24 protein-coding genes are annotated in these 26,700 nt (G+C 44.9%); 9 read left to right on the plus strand and 15 right to left on the minus strand.

Annotated elements, in window-relative coordinates:
* Nucleotides 1-98: 98 nt before the first annotated feature.
* Complete coding sequence (locus FTV48_RS09640) at nucleotides 99-464, plus strand: DNA transfer protein p32 (RefSeq protein WP_180000151.1); 366 nt, start codon at nucleotides 99-101, stop codon at nucleotides 462-464.
* Nucleotides 465-522: 58 nt separating this feature from the next.
* On the opposite strand, the gene FTV48_RS09645 is transcribed toward FTV48_RS09640, so the two are convergent.
* The gene (locus tag FTV48_RS09645) at nucleotides 523-1,017 is read right to left on the minus strand and encodes a DUF4442 domain-containing protein (protein ID WP_218945908.1); all 495 of its coding nucleotides are present in this window, start codon (nucleotides 1,015-1,017) and stop codon (nucleotides 523-525) included.
* A gap of 117 nt (nucleotides 1,018-1,134) precedes the next feature.
* Between FTV48_RS09645 and FTV48_RS09650 the strand changes: the two genes are divergently transcribed.
* The 5 genes from FTV48_RS09650 to htpG all read left to right on the plus strand — a co-directional run bounded on the left by FTV48_RS09650 (nucleotide 1,135) and on the right by htpG (nucleotide 7,018).
* Entirely contained in the window at nucleotides 1,135-2,010 is an 876-nt protein-coding gene (locus FTV48_RS09650) for an alpha/beta fold hydrolase (RefSeq protein ID WP_074383932.1), read from the plus strand.
* A 100-nt stretch (nucleotides 2,011-2,110) separates the two neighbouring features.
* Nucleotides 2,111-3,475 carry a Na+/H+ antiporter family protein gene (locus FTV48_RS09655; RefSeq protein WP_005173021.1) on the plus strand — a complete coding sequence of 455 codons (1,365 nt, stop codon included), beginning with the start codon at nucleotides 2,111-2,113 and terminating at the stop codon, nucleotides 3,473-3,475.
* Between the two features lie 331 nt (nucleotides 3,476-3,806).
* The gene (locus FTV48_RS09660) at nucleotides 3,807-4,412 is read left to right on the plus strand and encodes an OmpW family protein (protein WP_034608816.1); all 606 of its coding nucleotides are present in this window, start codon (nucleotides 3,807-3,809) and stop codon (nucleotides 4,410-4,412) included.
* Nucleotides 4,413-4,595: 183 nt separating this feature from the next.
* Entirely contained in the window at nucleotides 4,596-4,940 is a 345-nt protein-coding gene (locus FTV48_RS09665; protein ID WP_005095291.1) for a lysozyme inhibitor LprI family protein, read from the plus strand.
* A gap of 158 nt (nucleotides 4,941-5,098) precedes the next feature.
* On the plus strand, nucleotides 5,099-7,018 hold the full coding sequence (gene htpG / locus FTV48_RS09670; RefSeq protein ID WP_159516170.1) for a molecular chaperone HtpG: 1,920 nt from the start codon (nucleotides 5,099-5,101) through the stop codon (nucleotides 7,016-7,018).
* Between the two features lie 428 nt (nucleotides 7,019-7,446).
* On the opposite strand, the gene FTV48_RS09675 is transcribed toward htpG, so the two are convergent.
* The 4 genes from FTV48_RS09675 to FTV48_RS09690 all read right to left on the minus strand — a co-directional run bounded on the left by FTV48_RS09675 (nucleotide 7,447) and on the right by FTV48_RS09690 (nucleotide 10,757).
* On the minus strand, nucleotides 7,447-8,568 hold the full coding sequence (locus FTV48_RS09675; protein WP_180000155.1) for a hypothetical protein: 1,122 nt from the start codon (nucleotides 8,566-8,568) through the stop codon (nucleotides 7,447-7,449).
* A gap of 92 nt (nucleotides 8,569-8,660) precedes the next feature.
* A complete protein-coding gene (locus tag FTV48_RS09680; RefSeq protein WP_180000157.1) occupies nucleotides 8,661-10,055 on the minus strand; it encodes a hypothetical protein in 1,395 nt (464 codons plus the stop codon).
* A 9-nt stretch (nucleotides 10,056-10,064) separates the two neighbouring features.
* Nucleotides 10,065-10,244 carry a hypothetical protein gene (locus FTV48_RS09685; protein ID WP_005095300.1) on the minus strand — a complete coding sequence of 60 codons (180 nt, stop codon included), beginning with the start codon at nucleotides 10,242-10,244 and terminating at the stop codon, nucleotides 10,065-10,067.
* A 267-nt stretch (nucleotides 10,245-10,511) separates the two neighbouring features.
* A complete protein-coding gene (locus FTV48_RS09690) occupies nucleotides 10,512-10,757 on the minus strand; it encodes a hypothetical protein (protein ID WP_180000149.1) in 246 nt (81 codons plus the stop codon).
* Nucleotides 10,758-11,080: 323 nt separating this feature from the next.
* On the opposite strand from FTV48_RS09690, the gene FTV48_RS09695 reads away from it, so the two are divergent.
* Nucleotides 11,081-11,281: a dodecin family protein gene (locus tag FTV48_RS09695; RefSeq protein ID WP_005095303.1), complete on the plus strand. Its 201-nt coding sequence runs from the start codon at nucleotides 11,081-11,083 to the stop codon at nucleotides 11,279-11,281.
* Nucleotides 11,282-11,390: 109 nt separating this feature from the next.
* On the opposite strand, the gene FTV48_RS09700 is transcribed toward FTV48_RS09695, so the two are convergent.
* The 4 genes from FTV48_RS09700 to ompR form a co-directional block, all read right to left on the minus strand.
* Nucleotides 11,391-12,041 (minus strand): DsbA family oxidoreductase, encoded by a 651-nt coding sequence (locus tag FTV48_RS09700; protein ID WP_005095305.1) that lies wholly within the window; start codon nucleotides 12,039-12,041, stop codon nucleotides 11,391-11,393.
* A 229-nt stretch (nucleotides 12,042-12,270) separates the two neighbouring features.
* Nucleotides 12,271-13,788, minus strand: coding sequence for an acetyl-CoA hydrolase/transferase family protein (locus tag FTV48_RS09705; protein ID WP_005095307.1), 1,518 nt, complete (start codon nucleotides 13,786-13,788; stop codon nucleotides 12,271-12,273).
* A 205-nt stretch (nucleotides 13,789-13,993) separates the two neighbouring features.
* Nucleotides 13,994-15,454 carry an ATP-binding protein gene (locus FTV48_RS09710; RefSeq protein WP_005172991.1) on the minus strand — a complete coding sequence of 487 codons (1,461 nt, stop codon included), beginning with the start codon at nucleotides 15,452-15,454 and terminating at the stop codon, nucleotides 13,994-13,996.
* Between the two features lie 261 nt (nucleotides 15,455-15,715).
* Nucleotides 15,716-16,480, minus strand: coding sequence for a two-component system response regulator OmpR (ompR, locus tag FTV48_RS09715; RefSeq protein ID WP_004278590.1), 765 nt, complete (start codon nucleotides 16,478-16,480; stop codon nucleotides 15,716-15,718).
* 335 nt (nucleotides 16,481-16,815) lie between these two features.
* On the opposite strand from ompR, the gene FTV48_RS09720 reads away from it, so the two are divergent.
* On the plus strand, nucleotides 16,816-19,170 hold the full coding sequence (locus FTV48_RS09720; RefSeq protein ID WP_180000159.1) for a Tex family protein: 2,355 nt from the start codon (nucleotides 16,816-16,818) through the stop codon (nucleotides 19,168-19,170).
* 54 nt (nucleotides 19,171-19,224) lie between these two features.
* Here the strand turns inward: FTV48_RS09720 and FTV48_RS09725 are convergent, their stop codons facing one another.
* From FTV48_RS09725 to FTV48_RS09750, 6 genes are all read right to left on the minus strand, one after another.
* Entirely contained in the window at nucleotides 19,225-19,542 is a 318-nt protein-coding gene (locus tag FTV48_RS09725) for a hypothetical protein (RefSeq protein ID WP_074383938.1), read from the minus strand.
* A gap of 60 nt (nucleotides 19,543-19,602) precedes the next feature.
* Nucleotides 19,603-20,682, minus strand: coding sequence for a patatin-like phospholipase family protein (locus FTV48_RS09730; RefSeq protein ID WP_100357913.1), 1,080 nt, complete (start codon nucleotides 20,680-20,682; stop codon nucleotides 19,603-19,605).
* A gap of 585 nt (nucleotides 20,683-21,267) precedes the next feature.
* Nucleotides 21,268-22,887, minus strand: coding sequence for an AarF/ABC1/UbiB kinase family protein (locus tag FTV48_RS09735; protein WP_180000161.1), 1,620 nt, complete (start codon nucleotides 22,885-22,887; stop codon nucleotides 21,268-21,270).
* Between the two features lie 12 nt (nucleotides 22,888-22,899).
* Nucleotides 22,900-23,577: an SCP2 domain-containing protein gene (locus FTV48_RS09740; protein WP_180000163.1), complete on the minus strand. Its 678-nt coding sequence runs from the start codon at nucleotides 23,575-23,577 to the stop codon at nucleotides 22,900-22,902.
* 12 nt (nucleotides 23,578-23,589) lie between these two features.
* Nucleotides 23,590-24,534 (minus strand): bifunctional demethylmenaquinone methyltransferase/2-methoxy-6-polyprenyl-1,4-benzoquinol methylase UbiE, encoded by a 945-nt coding sequence (ubiE, locus tag FTV48_RS09745; protein ID WP_159516177.1) that lies wholly within the window; start codon nucleotides 24,532-24,534, stop codon nucleotides 23,590-23,592.
* Nucleotides 24,535-24,680: 146 nt separating this feature from the next.
* Nucleotides 24,681-25,385, minus strand: coding sequence for a hypothetical protein (locus FTV48_RS09750; protein ID WP_159516178.1), 705 nt, complete (start codon nucleotides 25,383-25,385; stop codon nucleotides 24,681-24,683).
* 211 nt (nucleotides 25,386-25,596) lie between these two features.
* On the opposite strand from FTV48_RS09750, the gene FTV48_RS09755 reads away from it, so the two are divergent.
* A partial coding sequence (locus FTV48_RS09755) for a phosphate--AMP phosphotransferase (protein ID WP_180000165.1) occupies nucleotides 25,597-26,700 on the plus strand: 1,104 nt, incomplete at its 3' end.

Here is a 26,700-nt window from a genome sequence, read left to right on the forward strand (position 1 = left end):
AACTCAGCAGGAATACCGAGAGAAGTAACACGCTCCATGTTTTAGTTTTATAAAATGAAGATAAGCTAAATTAAAGTATGAAAAGGAAGGCCAAAGTCATGAAAAAATTAATGGGTGTGATGGCAGTTGCAACTCTCTCCACCTTTATGCTGGCAGGTTGTGAAAACATGTCGAGCAAAAATCAACGTATTGGTGCTGCTGCCTTAGGTGGTGCCGTCGGTGGTGGCGTAGGTAATAGTGTCGGTGGTGGTGTCGGTTCTGCGATTGGTGGTGGTGCCGGTGCTGCAGTAGGTAGTAAATCCCAAGGTGGTTCCAACCGTAATGCAACCTATAGTGGTGTAGGTGGTGCGGTAGGATCAGCAGTCGGTAAAAGCATCTTTGGTGGTAATGCCGGTGCTGCAATCGGTGGTGCCATCGGTGGTGGTGCCGGAGCTGCCATTGAACAGGATAACCGTCGTCGTTAAGTCCTGTTTCACTTGTAAAATAATCTAAATTTAAAAGCGCCATATGGGCGCTTTTATCTTATTTGACAGATAGGCTTTTCCCTTTGCTCTGTTTTCGCCGGATATAAACCGTTTTCTCTACTTCCGCAATCCTGACCCCGGCTTCATCATAGATATTTAGCTGATAATTGCGGTATACAGGTGCATTGTTGGCCGCCAAATTGATAATTGTGCTGATTTCTTCAGCAGAGATCCGGATGTCCGCGATCACGGTGCCGCGGCCAGGAGCCAAAAACTGAATACTGGCACCTTTATCCCAGACCAGATATTTCGGCCCCAAATGATGCATCAGCAGTAACATATAAAAAGGATCGACCATCGAATACAGGCTGCCACCAAAATGTACGCCGACAATATTCTGGTTTTTATGGGTCAGTGGCATTTTGACCCGAATGTGATAATGATTAAAATCAATTTTATCAATTTCGATGCCTGCACCACGATAGGGGGCATAGCGGTTCAGAATAAATTTTGAAACCAAAGGCAGTTTTTGAATTTTCTGGAATAGGCTCATGCTGACATTCTTTTTTCTTGTGTAGTTATGCATACTAGAGCAACAAAAATGCGCTGGCATTGATAAATTATTCCGATTTATAAACTATGCGGTCAATAACAACAACAGGATCAAAACATGGAAATGCAATGGGTCGATACCACGGATCAGCAGCGTCTTTGCGTTAAAACTTACGGACAGCCCACACGGCCGGCATTGGTACTGGTTCATGGCTACCCCGATCATCAAGCGGTTTGGGAGCCAGTCATTGCTTATTTGAGTCAGGATTATTTTGTTGTGAGCTACGATGTGCGCGGCGCAGGTGAGTCCAGTATTCCTCAAAAAATCTCGGATTACCGCTTGGCACGCTTAAGTCAGGATCTGGAAGAGGTAGTGAGCAAGGTATTGCCGAATCGTGGTTTTCATCTGGCAGCGCATGACTGGGGTTCAATTCAGTCTTGGGAATCTGTCACAGATTTAAGATTCAAAGGCCGAATTCTGTCTTATAGCACGCTGTCTGGCCCTTGTCTGGATCATGCTGCTTTCTGGATGCGCGAGCAGTTCAATCAAGACAAAGCAAAATTTTTAAAGCAAATGAGCAAGTCCTGGTATATCGCGGTATTTCAGTTGCCTTTACTAGCCCCCTTGGCCTGGAATTTTTTTAATCCGCAGCGCTGGGCCAAGATTGTCCGGCAATTAGAAAGACGGGACGATCTGCCGCTGAACCGGAAGATCGTCAAAGATGGCAAGTATGGGGTAAACCTGTATCGGGCCAATTTTTTACCGCGTTTGGCCCGACCACGGCAGCGCTTTGCCATCTGTCCGGTACAAGCGATTGTACTGAAATATGACCAGTTTGTCGGGCCTGATCTGGTCGATGAGATGGCAAAATGGGTCGATAATTTCTCTAAAGTGGAACTGGACGCCAATCACTGGGCAATTCTGAGCCAGCCAGAACAAGTGGCTCAATTAATTGATCACTTTATTCAGCGTCAATCTGCTGAAGTCGTCTAATCAGCCTCAGCACTGAACATGACTGCTGAAAGGAAAAGTGGCGGAATTTTTATCCGAATTTTCTGATAAAATAGCCGCTTTCTCTCTATTCCGATTCATTATGTTCGCAATTCTTGCTGCTATTGGAGTCATGTTCGGACTCTCATTGGCACGTGTACCTGTGGTTTTTGCCCTGGTCATTGGTGCTGTTACAGGTGGTTTACTGGCAGGTCTTGGCCTCCAGGGAACCTTGGACGCGTTTAACAATGGCTTGGGCGGCGGTGCCAAAATTGCCTTGGCTTACGGTATTTTAGGTGCATTTGCTTTGGCGTTGGCACGTTCAGGTTTGCCGGATTTGTTGGCGTATAAAATGATCAACACCTTAAAAGGTGAGGCTGATTTTAAAGCACAAAACCGGGTGAAATATCTGATCTTTTTTACAGTAGCCATTGCTGCGGTATTTTCCCAGAACGTGATTCCGGTACATATCGCCTTTATTCCAGTCCTGATTCCACCATTATTGACTGTATTTAACCATTTAAAGCTCGACCGTCGTTTGATTGCCTGTTTGCTGACATTTGGTCTGGTGGGAACCTATATGCTGATTCCAGTCGGTTTTGGTGCAATCTTCCTGAATGATATTCTCGGACATAACATCAATACCTTTGGTAAGCCATACGGATTTGAAATTAGCTATGACCAGATTCCATCTGCGATGGCAATTCCAGTATTCGGGATGTTTGTAGGCTTATTGGTGGCGATCTTTATTAGCTATCGCAAACCACGTCAATATCAAGATATTCATGTCCAGGAACAGCAAAGTATTTCCGCTGAATTGGGTGTGGCTGAGCAGGTTAAACCGCAGATTGCCAAATTTACCATCTGGATGGCAGGTCTTGCAGTTATTGCCACATTGGCGGTACAGCTTTATTCAGACTCGATGATTCTGGCTGGTCTGGTCGGTGTCGCGATCCTGAGTTGTGCCGGGATCTTTAAATGGAAAGAAGCGGATGATGTGATCATTACTGGTATGCGCATGATGGCGCTAGTTGGCTTTATCATGATTGCGGCACAAGGCTTTGCCGCGGTGATTGAAGCGACTAATCAGGTACCAACCTTGGTTGAAGCGTCAGTGAACTGGATTGGTAATAGTCAGGCACTGGCCGCATTTCTGATGCTGTTGATTGGTTTGCTGATCACATTGGGCATTGGTTCGTCTTTCTCGACTATTCCTATTCTGGCGATTATTTATGTTCCGCTGTGTATCCAGTTTGGTTTCAGCCCGGCTGCGACCATTGCCATTATCGGGACTGCGGCGGCTTTAGGCGATGCCGGCTCTCCAGCTTCAGACTCTACTCTAGGCCCAACATCCGGTCTGAATATGGATGGTCAGCATGACCATATGAAAGACAGTGTGGTTCCAACTTTCATTCATTTTAATATCCCGCTGATGATTTTTGGCTGGATTGCGGCGATGGTGCTGTAATTTAATTATACGGACTTGAGTGAATATTAAATTCACTCAAGGGGTATTTTAAATGGCTTTATAATATATATTTAAAATACATGTTTTAATGGTTTTAAATATAAAAATGAGTTTATTTCTTTAAATAACCTTATTTAAATCTGATTAGATTGGTTGGTATTAAAACCAACCAATTTAGTATATTTAAAATAAATAATATATAAAAACAATAACTTAAATAATATTTATAATTTAGTTTTATAATCTCTATTGCATGTTAAATCCCTCCACGTTTATCATTAAATTAATATTTAAATTCTTAATAAATAATCTTCCAGTGGGGTATTTTAAAATGTTAAAACAAGTTGCTCTAATTGCATTAATGGGTCTTTCTGCATCGGCGATGGCAGGTCAATGGCAAGTGAAAGTCGGTGGTTCTGTATTGGCGCCACAAAATGATGATAACGGTATTATTGCAGGCGGTAAGGCAATTGTAAGTAATGAGGTGGGCTTTACTCCTTCAGTAGAATATTTTTTTGATAACTCTCCTATTTCTGTAGAGCTTTTATTGGCGACGCCTTTTAAACATGATGTAAGCATTGAAGGTGTAGGGGAGAACGTAGCAAGTTTCAAACATTTACCACCTACAGTGACCGCTAAATACAACTTTAAAAATTCAACCCGCTTTACTCCTTATGTCGGTATTGGTGCAACCGTAGTGGTTCCTTGGGATGAAGAAATTGCAATTGAAGGTGCTAAATTGGAGGCGGATGTCGCCTATGGTGTAGCCGGTCAGATCGGTTTCAACTTTCAGCCAGCCGATGCCAAAAACTGGGGTGTATATGCAGATGTGCGTTATGCTCAGGTTGAAACAGACTTAGAGCTCAATGGTACGAACATTGGTGAGCTGAAAGTTAATCCTTGGGTATATACAGTCGGCTATAGCTATAAATTCTAAGCTTTCATATTTCTGGATTGATTTTCCAAAGGCCTCATCTTGTATGAGGCTTTTTTTTTCAAAATAACAACGATTTATAACCTATTGAAATTGAGCAGATTGGCAATGTTCAAATATATTAAAACGAATAAAGTAAATATTAATTGAATACGACTTAATAATTGAATAATAAGGAAGATCAGCATGAGATTTTTAATGAAGAGTATTGTGATCTTCTGCGGCCTGTTGGTCGCACCTGCCTATGCCGCAAGTTTTGATTGTCAGAAAGCTGAAACCGTGACCGAAAAAGCCATTTGTGAACATCGTCTGCTTAATGATGCCGATGTCAAAATGAGTACCAGCTATCATATCTTACGGCGTATGGTTCCCATGGGCACGCGTTCAGTGATACAGCGCGATCAGGTCAAATGGTTGCAGTTTCGCGACCAGTGTCTGGAATCGGTCTCTTGCCTGAACCAAGTCTATAATATGCGTCAACAGCAACTGGACTTGCAGTTTCAGCGCATTTATAAGCTTGGGCCTTATTAAGTCTGACAGTCGGTCTGGCAAAGATTAAAATCCTGCCAGACCAAGTGCTCAAAAATATCTTGTGAAAAAATATACCACTGACTATTGAAAATTGAGGAACTCACTCCATTCATATAGGCAACAGTATTGACCTGTATTTAAAATAAAAGGAGTGATTAATGAGCGAGTCTAACGCACAAAAACATAGTTTTCAGGCTGAAGTGGCTCAGTTACTACATCTCGTGACCCATTCGCTTTATTCAAACCCTGAAATTTTTCTGCGCGAACTGATTTCGAATGCCTCGGATGCTTGTGACAAATTGCGTTTTGAAGGGATCAATCATCCCGAATTTTATGAAAATGATCCGGATTTACGCGTTCGTGTCAGCCTTGATGCAGAGAATAAGACCATTACCATTTCAGATAACGGAATTGGTCTAAGCGAACAGGAAGCTATTGATAATTTAGGCACCATTGCCAAATCGGGCACCAAAGACTTTATGTCTAAACTGACCGGTGACCAGAAGGCCGATGCCCAGCTGATTGGCCAGTTTGGGGTCGGTTTCTATTCAGGTTTTATTGTGGCAGACAAGATCACGGTAGAATCACGTCGTGCCGGTGCAGATGCATCTGAAGGTGTACGCTGGATTAGTGGCGGCACTGGTGAATTTGAAGTTGAGCAAATTCAAAAAGCAGGCCGTGGTACCGATATTATTCTGCATCTGCGTGAAGATGCGCTGGACTATTTGCAAAGCCATAAGGTTAAGCAAATTATTAATAAATACTCAGACCACATCAGCCTGCCAATCCAGATGCAAAAAGAAGTCTGGCAGGAGGAAGAAGCGGCTGAAGGTGAAACACCGAAAGGTGGCCAGTATGTCAAGACTGATGAGTGGGAAGCGATTAACTCGGCCAGCGCACTCTGGACACGGAGCAAGTCTGAAATTACTGAAGAACAATATGTCGAGTTCTATAAAAACTTAAGCCATGATTTCACGGCGCCATTGGCTTGGGCGCATAACCGGGTGGAAGGCAGTACTGAATATACCCAGTTATTGTATATTCCAAGCAAAGCCCCACATGACATTTTCACCCGTGAATCAAAAGCCGGCATCAAGCTGTATGTGAAACGCGTCTTTATTATGGATGATGCGGATAATCTGATTCCGAATTACCTGCGCTTTGTACAAGGCGTGGTAGACAGTGCCGATTTACCACTGAACGTCAGCCGTGAGTTACTGCAAGAAAGCCGCGATGTGAAAACCATCCGTGACGGGAATGCCCGCCGTATCCTGACGATTCTGGATCATCTGGCCAAATCTGAAGATGAAAAAGATCAGGAAAAATTCAAGACTTTCCATCAGGAATTTGCTTCAGTGTTGAAAGAAGGCCTGGGTGAAGATTTTGCCAACCGTGAACGTATTTTGAAACTGCTGCGTTATGCAACCTCGAACAATGATGAAGTCAGCACGTCATTGGCAGACTATAAAGCAGGCATGAAAGATGGCCAGAAAGCCATCTATTATGTGACTGCAGACAGCCTGAATGCTGCAAAGAATTCACCGCAGCTGGAACTGTTCAAGAAGAAAGGCATTGAAGTTCTGCTCATGACCGAACGCGTAGATGAATGGGCGATGAACTTTGTGAATGAGTTCGATGGCACGCCGTTGCAAAACGTGTCTAAGGGTGCAGTTGATTTGGGCGATCTTCAGGATGCTGAAGAGAAAAAAGCACTTGAAGAAGCCGCAGCCCAGTTTAAACCGGTGGTCGAGAAGCTGACTGATTCACTCAAAGACAAGACCAAAGAAGTGCGCGTGACTACGCGTCTGGTCGATTCACCGGCCTGTCTGGTGACTGGAGAAGGGGAACTATCTCCACAATTAATCCGTATGCTAAAAGATGCAGGTCAGCCTGTACCGGATATGAAGCCGATTCTGGAAATCAACCCGGAACATCCTTTGGTGAAAAAACTGGATGGCTCAGCGCAGTTTGATGATCTGGCCAATGTGATCTTTGATCAAGCGGTGATTGCAGAAGGCGGATTACCAGAAAATCCTGCTGAGTATGTGAAGCGTATCAATAGCTTATTGCTTGCTTAACGCATGATGCTTTAAGCTAAAAAATCCCTCTACGGAGTAATGCCAGTCAGTTAAGGAATTGACTGGCATTTTCTTTTTCAAATTCATGATTATATCTGATAGATAGAAAAGTCATTCGCAACTGTTTGAGGCATGAGGTGTATTGCACCGCAAGATTTAAAAATGATTGTTTCTGCGACAAATTTACTAATCGATGGTGGCTGACGAGTTTTGCGGTGAGGAGTGTTGCTCCGCAAGATGCCTTCCTTGCGAAGCTTCGCTTCTCATTTGGGCGAAACCAAAGTAAAAAATTATTTTTAAGTATTTGATTTATAAATTTAAGACTCCGTCGTGAACGACTAAAAAGTTAAAGAGTCTATTTCTAAACTCCTTAACTAATCAGCATTACCTCTACGGAGGGATTTTTTATATCTGCACCGCGCTTGAGTTTAAAACAATGCCTCTAAACGCACCAAAGCACCAACATAGTGATCACGATCTTCGCGATGATCATTCAGATAGTTGAGGTCGGTCTGTACAAAAAACCATTCACGTAAAAAAGGCTGTCTCCAGGACACATATGGTCCCCAGCGATTAAGACGCAGATCCTTGTCATTTAGATAACCGCCAGTATAAATACCATAGCTAAAACGGTTGTCCTGAAAAAACTGATGTTGCCTAAAGGTATAGTTGTCCCAGGTCAGATCGTCATCTTGATCATCTGCATAGGTCAGACTGAGCTGATTGGAAAAAAATGCCTGATTGGGACGGGCATGGATCAGTTCCAGATTGGTACGCAAATAGTTTTCACTTTGAATCCCGTAGCGATAAATCTGTTCGGCATGAAAAAAGTAGTCATTTTCCAGTGTCCAATCTTTACTGGCTTTGACGCGCAGGTAGATATCATCTCCGGAGCGTAAACCTAGATCCAGATCGGTTTCAAAAGGAATCCGGTCTGACCATTCCGACCAACGTAAGGCGAATGAGCTGTTATCCTGGCGTGCGCGCTTGGTATCGAGACGCTTATCTCCAGATGTTGCCGGATTTTCATTGGTAATCGCGACATTACTGTCTAATTCATTGTCCAGACTGTCATCACCGAAGACCAGACTCAGCTTTTGTTCTAAGGTGGGAAGTTTGATTCTGCCACGGATACGGGGCTTAATCTCATAGCCCTCATATTCATCCCAGCGATTATCCAAAATGACACGCAGTGTGGCGGCAGCCGGCTGATCCGGATCAGTTTCACCGAACCAGTTGTCAATCTTATGCGCAGTACGATCTGCCCATTCTCGGATGCCTTTCTGTTTCTGATCGGCCCATGAATGATTTTCCGTTTCTAGCGTTGGCGGGACGATGGCGGTATTCGACTGCTCTGGAAGAATGGTTGGTGTTGCATCAATCAAACGCGGAATTTGATCCAGAAGTCCTGAACGTGCCGGCTCAACACTCTCCGAGTTTTTTTCCTGGTCTGAAGAAGCATCTTTTACTGAATTTGCCCAAGACATGCTACTGCTGATTCCCATGCCAAGAGAGAGCAGGAAGATCTGAGTAATTCGATTTATTTGCATGAGATATTTATTACTCTTGTATTCTTTTATTCAGCTGTAGTTTTCTTAAATATAGCGATAAAAAGCAAGTTAAAGCTACAAAATAACAGCAATTATTCAATGATTTGAGTCTGAATTGCCTGATAAAGCTCCATGACCTGAATGGGTTGCGACATCATTAAAATAATCGTGTGAATTTTTTGCCAGTTTAGCTGTTGATCACGTTGCAGCAAGATAGATGGATAGGCCAGTTCATCCTCTGCGAGAGACAGGCGTTTTTCACCATGAATCATGCGTATTCGCTGATGTTCTTGCAATAAGAGTATCGGTGTAGAGAAATCCGCAAGGGCTTCCTCAAATGAGATAAATTTTTGTTTCTGAATCGAATCTGCCGGAATATAAGGATAATAATCGGGTTGTGTCCAGACTATTTCTGCTTGTTGCAAATAGGCTTTTGACAACAGATGCAATTGCGTGAAACCTGTACTTAATTGAGGCCACGACAGCGATTTAATCGCAGCAGCCTGATACTGATGCTGACTCAACCAATGCTCAATACAATAGTGCGCCTGTAATTGACTTGATGCACCCAAAAGCATCAGATATTTAATAAACTGGCCTTGCCGATTCAGCTGCTCCACCAAATAAACTTGGCGTGCCTGCCAGTGATCTTCTGCGGCATAGTACAGCACAATATCCAGATAGGCTGGATGCCCGACATCAGGTTCCAATTCTAAAGCACAAAGCCGCTGGAGATTGGTATCTTCCGGAGTCAAAGGCTGAACCTGCGCAATCACGTCTCCCAGTTGAATCTCGGTGGGAAAATCGATCACTTCTGGGACAATAATTTTTTCCTGCACAATCGCAGTTTCAGTGGGTAATGGATGATCTAGATACTCAGACGTGGCCTGTATCTGAATGTGTGGTTCATCTGAATGATTTAAGCTTAATGAGTTGATTTTTGCTTTTTGTCGGCCACGATGATATCGAGTCGTTGCCGCCGCTTTTAAGCTGGCTTCTGCTTCATTCAGGGATAAGGCCGGTACAGTCAATGGAGGAGCCGCTTGCAGACCGGTTGTCAATTGTTGCTGTGACAGCCAGATAGAACATTGTTGTAACTCATTCCATTCACTGTTTAGTGCAGGATGCTTCGGTGCCGGAATTAGCCAGACCTGCCAGCCACGCTCAGGATGATGTAGAATTGCCCAGCCTATATCTGGCTGGGTATACAGTGCCTTTTCCAGAGCTGGAATTTCAGTGAAATAACCACAAAAACTTAGATGATAGGGGGTACTGGCGGAAAATTGATAGGCAGCAAGTTCAGGCTGGGTCTGGGCTTTAAACGCTAAAATCTGATTTTTAAAAATAGGTTCATCACAAAGATTAAAGATATCACGAATTCTTTTTTTGAAACGGGCCACGTCGTACAGAGGTAGAGCCTGATGCTCCAGTTGCTGGATCAATTCATGTAATTCCTTGACTAAGTGTGCTTTTTTTAAAGCGTTCATTTTATATCTCTAGATATGTTTTAGCGCTTTATCCAAAGTTTGGGCCAGCACCATATTCAGCGCCAACTCGATTAATTTGTATTCAGCAGAATGAGGATCTGTATGGCGTTCTGCCATTTCAATCAGAAAATCAATAGAAATGGACTGAGGTGAAATTTTGCCCTGCACCAATGCCTGAAGTCTGTTCATAACAATGCTTTTGTATTATCAGTATTTTTATATTGCTACAATTATATGCGTAGATCACATGAAATAGTGATTTATTTTAACTGTTTTATATTTATAAACTAGTAAATTTAATGACAAAAAAGCGATCAATATCAATGGAAAATAACAAAATATGAAATGATCGATAATTTTTAAAATACAGATTTTCTTCAGAGAGCAGCTAAATTAAATCGATATAAAAAAACAGGCTGAATCAATCAGCCTGTTTGCATAAAAACTTGTTGGGTATTAAGCAGTTTTTTCAGTTGCCGGCGTTGCAGTTTCTGTATTTACAGTTTCAGCAGGTGCTTTGCTTGCCGGAAAGTCTGGCAGATAAACCACTTGTGCCATTTGCGCTGATGCTTGAACAGAAAAAGCCATAACAGTTGCTGCGAAAGCAAATTTAAGAGCATTCATGGGACGACCTTTAATATCAGGGTGCTCAATAACTTGAGCAGAGGGGAGAGTATTTAAACTTGATTTGGGTGAAATCATAACAAATAAGGCTGAATAGAAAATGATAGATTCGGCAAAAGCAGCACCTAAAAAATTAGAAAAATTATTCTACAAAACAATATATTAGTGTATTTGCTCTAGTCTGGGTTTCAGCTGTTTATGGGGCTTTTATGGTTGTTAGTCACAATGGAAATTTGAATACCATGAACTGCCAAAATAAGGTCAACAGATTTTCATCTGCTCAGATGAAAGCTTTGTTCAATCCATGTAAGTTTTTGCTGTCGCTTGTTTACGCGCTGCTGCAATCCTGTGGGAATGAACTAAGATGGATTTTCATTCATGTTTACAATGAGAGTTTCATTATGGCAATTGCAAAAGTGGTGGAAGTTAATTCAAGCAGTACGAAAAGCTTTGAAGATGCGATTCAAACCGGTATTCAAAAAGTCACAGAAACCATCAAAAATGTACAAGGTGCCTGGATCAATGAACAGAAGGTGGTCATCAAAGAAAATAAAATCACGGAATATCGTGTAAATTTAAAAATTAGTTTTCTGGTCGACTAAGTCAATGAGTGTAAATGACATGCAAAAAACATCCCCATCTGAAATGGGGATGTTTTTATAAATTTTCTGAGTTCGATTGCCTAGGCGTATTGCAACTCTCTGTTGAGTATTATTCAGCCGGATTTTCTGCTGCAGTCTCCAGCGCTTTCTCAAAAACCTGCAAGAACACGTCTTTAGGCTGCGCGCCTGCCAAGGCCACACGTTGATCAAAAACAAAGAAAGGTACACCAGTCACTTTGAGCTGATCCTGTGCCACTTCCTGATCAAATTTGACAAAATCGGAAAATTCATCAGAGTCCAGTAAGTCATCGACCTCGACCGGATTCAGGCCAATACGTGCTGCGACATCTTCCAGTGTTTCACGCTCTCCAATGGCCAAGCCTTGCGTCATATAGCTATAGAAGAAAGCTTCCTGTGCATCAGTACCCAAACCTTTGCTTTGCGCCAGATGAATAATACGATGCGCATTGAAAGTATTGCCTGAGTTGGCACCTTCCCAGTTAAATTCAATGCCTTCAGCTTTGGCCATCTCGGCAATATTACGCTGCATTTCTTCGACTTCAGCTACGCTACGACCATATTTTTGTGCCAGACGCTCAGAATTGGACACTTCCTGGCGCACTGGTGCTTCAGGGTCGAGCTGGTAACTGTGCCAATGCACTTCAAGTTCAATGCCTGCTTCTTGTGCAGCTGCTTCTAAACGTTTTTTACCAATATAGCAGAAGGGGCAAACCACATCTGACCAGATATCTACGCGCATGTCATGTCTCTAATTTACTCTTGTGTTTAAGTATGAGGGTGAAGAATCAGAATTTAAAGTCCTTGAGCATCAGAAGGGGATTTCTACAGCATATTGGCAGCATGAAGATTGGACGAGAATATGAATGATAGCCTGATGATTTCGTCCAGAGAGTCTGCTTATGGCTATTCAACAAAGATAAAAATCCCATAAAAAAACGCCCCGTAGGGCGTTTTTCGAATGCAGTCAATTATGCAGTTTTTACTGCAGCTTCAACAGCCAGCATGTGACCATTTTCTTCGAAGTTTGAATGCCAAGACAGCGCTTCACGAAGCAGATGAGGCGTATGGCCGCCTTTTGCAGAAGCACGGTCAAAGTAATCATTCAGGGCATCACGATACATGGGGTGTGCACAGTGATCAATCACTGCACGGGCACGCTCACGTGGCGCTAAACCACGAAGATCTGCCAGACCTTGTTCAGTTACTAGAATGTCTACATCGTGTTCTGCATGGTCGATATGTGAAGCAAACGGCACTACAGAAGAGATGTCGCCACCTTTCGCAATAGATTTGGTCACGAAGATCGCCAGGTGCGCATTACGTGCGAAGTCACCTGAACCACCAATACCGTTCATCATTTTGGTACCGCAGACGTGAGTCGAGTTCACGTTACCGTAAATATCAAACTCAAGTGCCGTGTTGATACCGATAATACCTAAACGACGTACCAGTTCAGGATGGTTCGAAATTTCCTGTGGACGTAATACCAGTTTGTCTTTGTATTGTTCCAGGTTGTTAAATACTTTCTCGCCATATTTAGCAGACAGGGTAATCGAAGAACCTGAAGCAAACTTCATTTTGCCTGCATCGATCAATTCAAAGGTACAGTCTTGTAGTACTTCTGAGTACATGATCAAGTCTTCGAAGTTTGAATCTTTCAGACCGGTCAATACTGCGTTGGCAATTGAGCCAATCCCCGCCTGTAATGGACCTAAGTTTTTCGGTAGACGCTCTTCAGCCACTTCTTTTTCAAAGAAAGCGATCAAATGATTGGCGATGCTTTGCGTCTCATCATCTGGTGCAGTCACTGTAGATGGTGAGTCGTGCAAGTCATTGTTGAATACGATACCGACAATTTTTGCTGGATCGATGTTGATCGCATGTGTCCCGATACGCTCATCCACTTGAGTCAAAGGAATCGCTTGACGCGTTGGACGGTATGACGGGATATAGATATCGTGTAAGCCTTCAAATGCCGGGCTTAAGTTGGTATTGATTTCTACAATTACTTTTTCAGCAAAGATTGCAAAGCTTGCAGAGTTACCTACAGATGTGGTTGGAATGATGCCGCCATCTTCAGTGATTGCAACCGCTTCAATGATCGCAACATCTGGTTTTTTCAGCTGTTGGTTACGCATTTGTTCAACAGTTTCAGACAAATGCTGGTCGATGAACATCACTTCGCCGTTGTTGATCGCCTTACGTAAAGTGTTGTCGACCTGGAACGGTAAACGACGTGCCAGTACGCCAGCTTCAGTCAGTTGTTTGTCTAGATCGTTTCCTAGTGATGCACCAGTAATTAACGTGATCTTTAATGGATTTGCTTTTGCTTGTTGAACTAAAGCTAAAGGAACCGCCTTCGCTTCACCCGCGCGAGTAAAGCCACTCATACCCACAGTCATGCCATCTTTGATGAATTCAGCCGCTTGTTCTGGGCTAATGACTTTGTTGTGTAGGGAGGCTAAACGGATACGATCTAAAGACATTTTAACTCTCATTAATTCTTAAACTATGAGACGGATTGTACCGCTCAAAAAATGTATTGTGCATAGGTGTTAGGCTAAGGTCTAATTTTTTAGCTAAATGTAGGTATAATAAAAAATGATGATTTTTAAGTGATTGAATTAATGAAGTATAAAATGAATTGTATAGAAAAACTACAAAATCATTTGCTCACTGACTGATCGTTTCTTAAAAGCGATCAGTCAGTGTTTGGCGGATTTTATCAAGTGTGGTGGCTGGGGGAGGCGTCTCTGGGTTAAGCTGATTCAAGGGGAGTGAGATGATGGCTTCAAGTCCACCTTCAGGGCGATTATGAATGCGTAATTGACCTTGATGAATATCGACAATCCGTTTCACAATAGCCAGTCCCAAGCCACTGCCTTGGACGGTTCGTGCTGAATTTCCCCGTACAAAAGGCTGCATCAGCGCTTCAATCTGATCTTCCGGAATGCCTTCGCCATGATCTGCAACACAAATTAACAGCTGGTTTTCCTCGACATGTGCAGAGATTTCAATCGGTTCTGAACCATAGCGTTTTGAGTTATTGATCAGGTTGCCAATCAGTCTTTTTAGCGACATGCTGCGCGCCTGAATCATCGGTATTTCTTGCGGACTGAAACGGATGTCGAGCGGTTTAAACTGCTTGACCAGTTCCTGAAGCAATACATTGACATTGGTGTCCTGTGGTTCTTCATCGGAACCATCGCGCATATAGGAAATGAACTGATCCAGAATCGCGTCCATATCTTCCACATCATAAATCAGACCTTCTTTGAGAAAGTCTTCATCGGGCATCATTTCGGCACTGAGACGAATCCGCGTTAAAGGCGTGCGCAAGTCATGTGAAATGCCGGCCAGCATGATGCGGCGTTCCCGCTCGGTCTGGTCCAGGGTATAAATCATCTGGTTAAAGGCATGATTGACCTGACGGATTTCCAGTGGGCCATGATTGGTGTCCAGATAAGGTGCTGAACCAATGCGGCTATAACTGTTGGCGGCATTCTGCAAGCGGCGTAAAGGACGGTTGAGCTGACGCACCAAGGTCAGGATAATAATGCCGACAATAATCGGCGTGCCCAGTAACCAGCCCAGAATCAGCTCATTACTATAATTGGCATAGGTTTTTAAAGGCTCTTGCACCCAGTGACCATTCATTTCAGGGGTCTGGATCCAGATGCGCGGGCTTGGTTTAAACTGGAAATAGACCGTGGCCTCTTCAATACGTAGTTCTTTGGCCAGCTTGGTTTCGATCTGCCGGGTAAAAAATTCTGCAATCACTTTTTCCCGGACAGTGGGATACTCTGCCGGATTGGTCACATATTCAATACCAACGCGGTTTTTTAACCAGGTATCAATATCGACTTCCTGCTGTTTATGATACAGGCGCAGATCGGGATTATTGAGAATTTCCAGTTCCATGGCCAGATAGCGCGCATGTTGCTGGATTTCAGGTAAAAATAAGGTACGCCAGAAGAACCACAAAGACATGAACAGGCTGAAACAGACCACAAAGACCACCAGAACTGTGGTACGCATGGCGGCAGAACGCGGTTTGATCTTGTCCAGAAAGCGTTCCCCACGGGTGCGTTTTTTTTCTGAGTAGGTAACAAAATCGGTAAATTTTTGTGGGTCGATGGGGTCGAGTTTCACACTGCGTCCTTTTGCTCAAAAGGGGAGGCTTCCCCCCCGTAGTTGGATACACGTTAAGGTCATCCGCAACTGTTTGAGGCAGGACTCAAGATGGTCAATGATGTTTCTGCGAGAGAATTGCTTGAATGACGGAGGTTGTCGAGTTTTGCGGATGACAATGGTTCGCCTTACTTTTGTCGAAACAAAAGTAAGGCGAACCGCAGGTTAAACCCTATAAATGAGCTTAAACCATCAGACTCCGCCATGAATCAAGGTATTAATTTACTCCGCACCATCTGGAACAAACACATAACCCACACCCCAAACGGTCTGGATATAACGCGCACGCGCCGGATTTTCTTCAACCAGACGGCGTAAACGTGACACCTGAACATCAATCGAACGTTCCATGGCACCCCATTCACGACCACGCGCCAGATTCATCAGCTTGTCACGGGTGAGCGGTTCGCGTGGATGCTGAACCAGAGCTTTCAATACCGCAAACTCACCTGTGGTTAAAGTCACGACTTGACCTTCACGGGTCAATGTACGGGTTGATAAATCCAGTGACCAGGGGCCAAATGACACCACTTCCATTTGCTGGCTCGGTGCACCCGGTACTTCACGGACTTGACGACGCAATACCGCACGAATACGCGCCAGCAATTCATTCGGATTAAACGGTTTAGGTAGGTAATCGTCCGCACCGGCTTCAAGCCCTGCAATACGGTCAGAATCGCTGCCGCGCGCGGTCAGCATAATAATGGGCGTATCGATATTGGATTGGCGTAAACGGCGACAGATACTTAAACCATCTTCAACCGGAAGCATAAAGTCGAGCACGATCAGAGAAAACAGTTCCCGCTGTAAAAGTCGATCCATCTGCGTGGCATCATGTGCAGTTTTCACCACAAAGCCTTTATCTTCGAGAAAACGTTGCAATAGGGTACGCAGACGAACATCATCATCAACAACCAAGATGCGTTCGACTCGGTCTGTTTCGGTATGTACGGCATCGGCTTTTTCAGCAGGTACAACTAAACTCATGAGATGCTCCTTTATTCTTTATTGTCGTCATAAACAAAAATCAAATAGGCTTTGAGTATACGATTCATTGATATTAATTGACTATGCTCTAAAGCACCAAATATTGCAGTTAAAATCAAGACATAGATACCAAATATATACATCTAAATGGACAAAAAATATGATTTGGAGCAACATAAAAAGCAAAGTTCATGCAAACTATATTCAGAAAAGCTGAAAACTGTCGCACTTCATAATATAAAGTTGAGACAAATTAATAAAAACAATGGTGGATTTTATAGGCCCGGTCTTTATAATCATGCCATTTAGTACTTATCCTTGTGGGATCAAACACGATGACTGACTTAGTTCAGCAGTTGGCAAAAGAACTTGCCGTACGTCCAAACCAAGTTGAAGCTGCCATCAAGCTTATTGATGAAGGTGCCAGTGTTCCTTTTATTGCACGTTACCGTAAAGAAGTAACGCAAGGCTTAGACGATACGCAACTACGTCAACTCGATACGCGTCTATCATACTTGCGTGATTTGTATGAGCGCCGTGACAAGGTGATTGAATCACTCAAAGAACAAGATAAATTGTCTGATGATTTGTTGGCGCGTGTGAATGCAGCTGAAACCAAAAATGCATTAGAAGAAATTTACGCACCGTACCGTCCAAAACGTACCAGTAAATCATTTAAGGCCAAGGAAGCCGGTTTAGGCCCAATCGCCGAGAAAATTTTTGCTGAAGCGGTAGATCCAAGCGACGCATTGGCCGGTTTTAGCCATGACGATTATCCAGATACTGAAAGCCAGCTTGATGCGATCCAGCATATCCTGATTGATGACTGGGCACAAAATATCGCGCTGACCACTGAACTGAAAGCCACTTTTGCCAAAACTGCAGTGCTGAAAAGTTTGGTTGCTTCTGAAGAAAAGAAAGAAGTCGGTAAAAAATTCCGTGATTATTTCGATTTCTCTGAAAACCTGAACAAAGTGCCTTCACATCGTTTATTGGCGATGCTGCGTGGCCGTCAAGAAAACGTCCTGGGCCTGAAAGTGGATGGCGAAGATGCTGCACCATTGGCACGCATTGAGACTGAATACAATTTAGAAACGATTCAGCCGCAAGCACGTCAGGACTTCTTGAAGCAAACTGCAAAACTGTTCTGGCTTGGCAAAGTGCGTCCAAGCATTGAACATTCATTGCTGACTGAAAAACGTCTGGCTGCTGAAACAGAAGCCATGAACGTATTTGCTGAAAACTTGCGTCATTTACTGCTTTCTGCTCCTGCAGGCGCGCGCACCACTCTGGGCGTTGACCCGGGTATCCGTACCGGTGTGAAACTGGCTGTGGTGAATGCATCGGGTGATGTGCTGGCACACAGCACGATTTATCCATTTGCACCCAAAGATGATAAAGCAGGTTCATTGGCTGAACTGGCACGTTTATGCCGCGAGTTCAATGTTGACCTGATTGCAGTGGGTAATGGAACGGCAAGCCGTGAAACTGAAGCTTTAGTGGCTGAAATGATGGCGGCGAATAGCGATCTTAAACTGACGCGTGTATCTGTGTCTGAAGCAGGTGCGTCGGTGTATTCAGCATCAGAACTGGCTTCTCAAGAACTGCCAGAGCTGGATGTGTCGATTCGTGGTGCAGTGTCAATTGCACGCCGTTTACAGGATCCATTGGCTGAACTGGTAAAAATCGATCCGAAATCGATAGGTGTGGGTCAGTATCAACATGATGTGAATCAGACTGGTCTGGCGAAAACCCTTGAAGCAGTGGTAGAGGACTGTGTGAACTCGGTGGGTGTCGATGTCAACACGGCATCTGCGGCGATTTTGGGTTATATCGCAGGTCTGAATAAATCGATTGCACAGCAAATTGTGGAATTCCGTAAGGAAAATGGCCGTTTTGATAATCGCCAGTCCTTGAAGAAAGTGCCACGTTTAGGCGAGCGTACTTTTGAGCAGGCAGCAGGCTTCTTGCGTATTCAAGATGGTTCTGAGCCATTAGATGCATCTGCAGTGCATCCAGAATCTTATGCACTTGTATCTAAAATTGTTGAAGCGAAAGCGACGACAGTGAAAGATATCATTGGCAATACTGAAATCATTCGTCAGGTCAATGCTGAAGAATTTGCAGATGAGAAGTTCGGTCTGCCAACTATCAAAGATGTTTTAAGCGAACTGGAAAAACCGGGTCGTGACCCGCGTCCAGAATTCCGTACGGCGAAGTTCCGTGATGACATTACTGAAGTTGCGCAATTGTCTGAAGGCATGCAGCTTGAAGGTGTGGTGACCAATGTCACTAACTTCGGTGCATTTGTCGATGTCGGTGTGCATCAAGACGGTTTGGTACATATTTCTGAACTTGCCAATGAATTTGTCGCGGATCCGCATAAAGTGGTGAAACCGGGTCAAATCGTGCAAGTGCGGGTCTTGAATGTGGATGCTGAACGTAATCGTGTGAACTTATCGATGCGTCCTGAAGGTTCTGAAGCGCCGGCAAAAGCACCACGTCAGCCACGTCGTGAAAACAATGAACAGCGCGGTGAGCGTAAGCCTCAAGGCAAACGTCCACAGCAAGCGCGTCCGCAAGGTGAGCGTCCTCAGGGCAAGAAACCGCAAGCGGCTAAACCCCAAGAGCAAAAAATTGGTGGTTTGGGTGCATTGCTACTTCAAGCAGGCATTAAAGGTTCAAAGTAATCTTTAATTGCTAAAAGAAAACCTCCCATCGGGAGGTTTTTTTATATCTGATTTTTATGAATTGATCATCGGTACAATCCAGCTGGTAATAATCAGCAAAATACCCAGATGCCCCATTTTTCGTGTCACATAAACCAGTTTCGACGGTGGCTGTTCCAGTCGTTTGGCATATTCTTCCATGCTAATGCCTGCTTTGGTTTTACTGCTAAATAAAAACACGCCCAAGTCAATACAGATCAGAATCGTACCAATATCAGCGACCAGCTCCATCAGGACAAAATCTTGGTTATACAGCGACATGCTCACGCTATAAGTCAGATAGACGGCAAAGGCCAGACACAGGTATTGCAGGACCACTAAAAACTTCTGCATAAATCTCAACAGTTCACAAAATGAAGGCAATTATACAAATAATCGGGCACTCTCGGTCAATTACAAGCCTTTCATGACCTCAGCAAAATTTTGCTTCTCGACCAGTTCCAAAAATTCATCGCCTAAACGCTGACTTTCAGCAATACAGGCTTTCCATAATTTGATCCGCTCTGCCTGATCTAGGCCCTTCAGGGTAAAATCCTTACGATCCGGTAAGCGGCCTAAAGGCAAACTTTGCAGATAGTCCTGCGATGGAGAAAGCAACAAGGTGCGTGCCTGATTTTCCGGATTTGAGGTACGTTTAAATAATTTGTCAAACCAGCCGGGAGTAATGCTGTCAGTAAAATGTGGATAGAGCACAATGCCTTTGCTCTGAAAGGGCAGGTCAATATGATAGTCAATCAGGCCACCATCGCGGTAATAACCCTGCGGTGCATCCGGAATATTGTTCACCGCTGCCATTACCCCGGGAATCGACGCCGAGGCCATCAGCCAGGACAATACACTCTGCTCGGTCAGGGCATGATAATGTGTAGTAAATCCATCTTCCGCGATTTGAAATTGTTCCCCCATATTCGGCTGGCTAATCACACGCTGCATAAAATGACGGCTGTGTTTACGTGCAACAGCAGTCGTTCCGACGATTCCGGCTACAGAAGCCAGTAAAGGCAGCGCTTTGTCACTCTGGAAAATGTGCTGGGCTTTAATTGAAATCACAGCGAGATGATAATCCGGATGATTGACCAGATCATTTTCCTTGCCTTGTACCAGATCGAGTAGCATGCCGCGGCAAACTTCGCTGACCTCCTGGCGGGTCATTTTTTTATGGAAATAAAGGTTGGTATACAGCTCAGCTAAACGCTCGGTTCCCTGTTGAGCCCCATGTGCAGCCATACTGGCAAAACGCCAGCTACCAATCGAGGAACCAACAAGAGTACGCCGTTGTGGGGCACGTGGGAAAAACTCGCCAAAAATCGCCTGATCCAGACCCTGAATCCCGATTCCTTTTGGGCCACCTGCAGCACCGGGGATAATATCGACCTGTTCAGGTTGTAATCCTTGTTGCAAAATCAGCTCACGTGCCAGATGGCCAGCACGAATCGTCAGCGCAGGCGCCCGTTTTTGTAAAATCTGTACCATGATTCAATCCATACCAGCCAAGTGTGTGCTTATTTTAATCGATGCGTCTTTAGACCCAATGGCAAGATATGTTCTAAGGTGACTTGAGAGTCATGGCATCGGGTTGATGTAAGTGTGTATGAGTTCTTTATTGCGTAAATTTAAAAAAGGTAGATTAAATGAAATAATCAAAAGCGTGGTTATAGGATAGCTTGGCCAGTAAAAAGCATGAATTAGAAACAAACTACCTGCAATACCTATCCATATTTTTAAAGCTAGTATTAGCTGTGTTTGTCGTAGACAGAATAGAAATAACAACGGAAGCAGGTTAAAGCTGACAATGAGCCAGAAATAGTCACTATGAATCAGGCGGTAGAATGTGGTATTGGCAGCAGGGGACCATGCAAGCCAATGGGCTGTTTGGTTGATATAGAAAAAAATATCTATCCATGTTGGGAAGCTGTAAAGTAGTGCAGTGAGAAAGGTTTTTTGTCTATTCTGGCGATACAGTGCGCATAAAAAACTATATTTCATTTGGATATTCTTGTTTTATTTTTTCAATAATTTAAGCATAAAAAAGCCTGACGAATCAGGCTATTTAAAAAATTATTTCGCAATTCGCCAGACGGCAAGAACACTCGCTAGCACAATCAGAAGCACCGACACAAACCATGGTGAAATAATCGCAATCGACAGCAGAATGGCCATGATACTGCCAAACATCCAGCTACGTTTTTGCTGAAGTTCCATTTGCAGGCGCATGCTTTGCAGTTCATTGAGCTGTTTGGCATGCCAGGCTGACTGGTTTTTCAGACCGTTCAGGCTATCAATCATCAAGGTTGGTAGATCCTGTGCCCCTAATAGCAAATCCGGAATTTTTTGTCCCAGTTCTTTCAGGTTTTTCTGCGGATTCATTTGTGCCTTGATCCAGTCCGTCAGGATCGGTTTGGCCAGACTCCAGATATCCAGTTCCGGATACAGGTCGGTTCCCAAGCCTTCGACATGCACTAGTGTTTTGAGTAGCAGCATCAGTTGCGGTGGAATTTCCAGATGGAAACGACGGGCAATGTCCATCACTTCAATCAGAATACCGGCGAAATCCAGTTCATGCATTGGTTTAGAGACCATCGGCCCGACACTGCGGCGCATTTCACGAGCCAAAGCATCCTGATCGGTACCCGGTGGAATCCAGCCAGCTTGATGCACCACCTGAATCAGTTGCATGAAGTCGCTGTTCATGACAGCCAGCAGCATGCGTGCTACGGTCATCTGGTCATGCTTAGACAGCTCGCCCATAATCGCGCAGTCCAGCGCAATAAAACGCGGATTACTCGGATTGATGGTTTCGACAAAAACATTGCCCGGATGCATGTCGGCATGGAAAAAGTTATCGCGAAAGACCTGGGTAAAGAAAATAGTCAGGCCTTTACGTGCCAGATCAGCACGATCCATGCCGAGTCGGTCAAAGGTCGCGATATCTGAAATCGGCACTCCGGTAATGCGCTCGGCCACCAGCACATCTTTGCTATCCATATAGACTTCCGGCACGTACATCATGCTGGAGCCGGTAAAATGATAGCGCATACGACGGGTATTGTCCGCTTCCAGGGTCAGGTCCAGTTCATTCAAAATGATCTGACGATAATCCTGAATAATTTCAGACAAATGTAAAGCACGTGCTGCTTCGAGACGTTTTTCCAAAAAGTCCCCCAGCCATTGCAGAATTTCAAAATCCTGCAAAATCTGCTGGCGAATATTCGGACGGGTCACCTTGACCACCACTTCACGACCATCGTGCAGGGCTGCGGTATGCACCTGTGCAATCGAGGCTGCTGCGAGTGGTTGCACATCAAAACGGGCAAACAGGGTATTTACATCGGCTTTCAGCGATTCCTGAATGCGCATCCGCGCCACGTCATTGTCAAAGGGCTTGACCTGATCTTGCAGCAAAACCAGTTGCTGTAACAGTTCAGGTGCAATCAGGTCGCGACGAGTGGAGAGCAGCTGGCCCATTTTGATGGCCAGCGGTCCCATTTCCTCTAGCGCCAGTTTCAGCTTGAGCGGGTTTTTACGTTCACGACTGGACCAGGCCGCCGGATGCATGCGGATCAGAGACAGAATATGCCGGGCTTTTTCTGGTAATTCTTCCGCAGGAAACAACGTGTCGAGTCGATAGTGCGCGGCGATGCGCCAAAGTTCGAGTAAACGTGAAACATGCGGAATCATAAAGCGGCGTACCTAGTCTTGAGTAGAGTTATTTGAAGCATCGATCTGGGTATGAAGCTGCTGGATTTTCGCTTCAACCCGATCTAGATTTTGATTCAGGATCCGGGTGTCCTGATTCAGGTCATCCATTTGCCAGCGTGGGGCAAACAGACCGCTGTCTTCTTTTAGGGCATCTTCGGCAAAGAACAGCTGGCTTTGCAACGTGCGTTTCAGTTGCTGAGGGAGCAGTTGCAATTTGCCAATTTCATGTGCCAGTGCAGGGCCAATCCAGGGGCTTAAATGCGCCGCCAGATCCAGCTCGGCCTGTTGCATGATGCGCTGGATTTCCTGCAATAACTTGTAGTCGCCTTGCAATGGAATATTGCCGACTTCATCGGACAGCAGCAGCTTGAGTAATTCCACCACATTGCTGACCTGCAAGGTTGCAGTCGCTTCAGTCGTTGTAGATGCGCCAGAATCAAAGGGACGCTGTTCAAACACTGACGGTGTTTCGCTATGACCTGTTGCCGTGGGTTCCAGACGAAGCTTGCCTTCATCAAAAAACACATCAACCGAAAGCTGCGGCGAGGCAATCACCACCCGCAGCATTTTACCGGATAAGGCATTGAGCTGGATGCGGGTAATTGCATCCAGCTCAATCATATGATGAATCACGCGTTCAACAGCACCGAGTGCCAGAATTGACCACATAGGGAATGAACCTTAAAGTTTAAAACCGCGGTGAACTGCCACAATGCCGCCAGTCAGGTTGTGATAGTCACAATTCTGGAAGCCGGCATTTTCCATCATGCCTTTCAGGGTGCGCTGGTCTGGATGCATACGGATCGATTCGGCCAGGTATTTATAACTTTCAGAATCGTTGGCGATGATTTTACCCATGATTGGCAAGGCTGTGAACGAATACAGGTCATATAGCTTAGAGAATGGCTCAAACACCGGTTTAGAGAATTCCAGTACCAGTAAACGGCCACCTGGCTTCAACACGCGGTACATCGATGCAAGTGCGGCATCTTTATCGGTCACGTTACGCAGGCCAAAAGAAATGGTCAAAAGATCAAAGCTGTTGTCTGCAAATGGCTCTAGAGTTTCGGCATTGGCCAGTACGAAATCGACATTGGTACAGCCGGCATCGATCAGACGGTCACGACCGACATTCAGCATTGACTCGTTAATATCAGACAGCACCACATGACCGGTCGGGCCCACTTCGCGGCTAAAGACTTTGGCCAGGTCGCCGGTACCGCCGGCGATATCCAGCACATGCTGGCCACGGCGTACACCCGACATATTGATTGCAAAACGTTTCCACAGACGGTGAATGCCGAAAGACATCAGGTCATTCATGATGTCGTATTTGCTGGCGACAGAATGGAAAACTTCTGCGACTTTTTGGGCTTTTTCTTCGCTGTTTACCGTCTGATAGCCAAAGTGTGTGGTCGCGCCGACATTGCCGGTACTGGCACCACGTGGCAGGTTATATTTTGGCACCGAGCCTGTTACCGGCGTGTCGGTCAGACGTTGTTCGAGAGATTGTTGCTGACCTTGCGGTGTACCTTGTGGAAGAGGTTCAGTTAAGAATGGGCTCACTTTGTCTGTCTGTTGTGCCGACTCAGGGGTAGGGGTAGGCGTTGTATTTTCATTCGACATTGGAGTCACTCCTAACATATCAATCGGGTTAATCTTGCATTGTCTGCATCATGACAGATTCTAAAGGCTTATTCAGCAATCATGATGCAATTGTTATGAATAATATACAGAAAAATGCACGCTTGTCAGAAATACTGTACTGCTATTTATTGAAACGGCAATGCATCGCCAGAGTGTACTTTATCAATAATCCTGCGTTCGGTTGCAGTAAATTCACGAACAAATTTTTCTGCCGATTTGAGTGGCTTCATCGCCAGGAAACCATCCTGCATAAACTCATACATCACCTGAAAATTATATTTATGTGCTGCGCCCTTACACATTTTGAAGGCCGCATAAACCATAAAGGAACGCATGTATTTATCCAGGCTCATGCCGAGCTGATCGAGCAGATCCAGCTGTTTCAAGCGCGCCTCGCCTTGATCCAGTTTTAAATAGGTCAGGCGCATCATCTCATCGGTCAGTGGTTCATGTGGATGATAATCCTGCAATAGCTGAATCGCGACCTGTTCATCCAGCTGTACTGCCAGAATCGCCAGCTCCACACCCAAGGTACCGGTTTTAATGGCATTTTCCGGAATGACTTTTTCTGCCTTATGCGCATATTTCATCAGCCGGGCAATCTGTTCTGCCAGTGCATCAAATTCGGCGCCGCCATAGAGACGGTTCAGGAAATATTCGGACATCAGCTGATTGGCTTTTTCCGCAAAATGCGCCTGATGGGTTCGCTGCATGCGAACTTTCTGCCAGGCCTGTACATCCTGCAAACGGCTCAGAATGTCCGGTCGGGTATGATAACCCAGCTGATAATAATGCTCTAACAGATCATCGAGAACGGCAAGTTTGGACATGAGGCTTCAATTATAGTTTGATGATGCAAGAATCTTAGAGGCTGGCGCACAATCCTGCTATGACAAATTGAACAGAGATCGGACATTTGTAGGTCAATCTGTTGTTTAAATAGCCAATTTAATCGTGTGAAAAACGTTGCCAAAGCTATTTTTGCGCCAAAACTCATCGTTATACTGCATATAAAATAAAAGATCAGGGTTGAAGACAGATATGGCACAACCACAATTTCAGTTAATGGATGAAGATCAGTTATCGGTCGAGCTGATTGATGCCCAGTATGATTTAAAAAAAACACGCGGCCGCAAAAATGCCAAAAGCCTGTTGATTCTGGTCAACGGAATTGAGCTGGCCGGTAAGGGTGAAGCGGTCAAGCAGCTACGCGAATGGGTCGATCCGCGTTATTTGCGTGTGAAAGCGGATGCACCGCAAGTGGCCGGGCCGAAACAGACCTTGTGGCAGCCTTATGCGCATTTCATTCCGGCCGAAGGGCAGATCATGGTCTTGTTTGGCAACTGGTACAGCGACCTGCTGAGCAGCGCCATGCAAGCTTCAGATCCGATCACTAATACACAGTTCAATCATTATCTGCAAGAGATGCAGGCCTTTGAACAGGACCTGAAAAATAATCATGTCGATGTGGTCAAGGTCTGGTTTGATCTGTCTTGGAAAGCCCTGCAAAAACGGCTGGATGCCATGGATCCGAGTGAAGCGCACTGGCATCAGCTGCATGGTCTGGACTGGCGCAACAGAAAACAGTACGACACCTTGCAGCGCTTGCGTCAGCATTTTACCGAAGACTGGTTCATTATTGAGGGTGAAGATGAACAGCAGCGTGACCAGCAATTTGCCCAGCATATTCTGGGTGCTCTCAAGCATTGCCCCAATCATCCGGCCAGAGCCAGTGGACGATGGAAACAGGCCAAGATTCCCGAACTGTTAAAACATCCTGCCGAAACTCGAGCCAAGGCAGAGGATTACAAGCCGGAGCTGAAAAAATTAACAGCTAAGGTGGCCAAGGCGATGCGGTCCGATCCGCGGAATGTGGTGATTCTGTTTGAGGGCATGGATGCTGCTGGAAAGGGCGGCGCGATCAAGCGCATTGTGAAAAAACTGGATCCGCGTGAATATGAAATTCATACCATTGCCGCACCAGAAAAATATGAGCTGAGCCGTCCCTATTTATGGCGCTTCTGGACCAAGCTGCAAAGCGATGATGATATCTGTATTTTTGACCGTTCCTGGTATGGGCGGGTGCTGGTAGAGCGGATAGAAGGTTTTGCCAGTGCCGCAGAATGGCAACGTGCGTATGCGGAA

Source organism: Acinetobacter sp. YH18001 (genome assembly GCF_013416975.1).
GTDB lineage: Bacteria > Pseudomonadota > Gammaproteobacteria > Pseudomonadales > Moraxellaceae > Acinetobacter > Acinetobacter pseudolwoffii.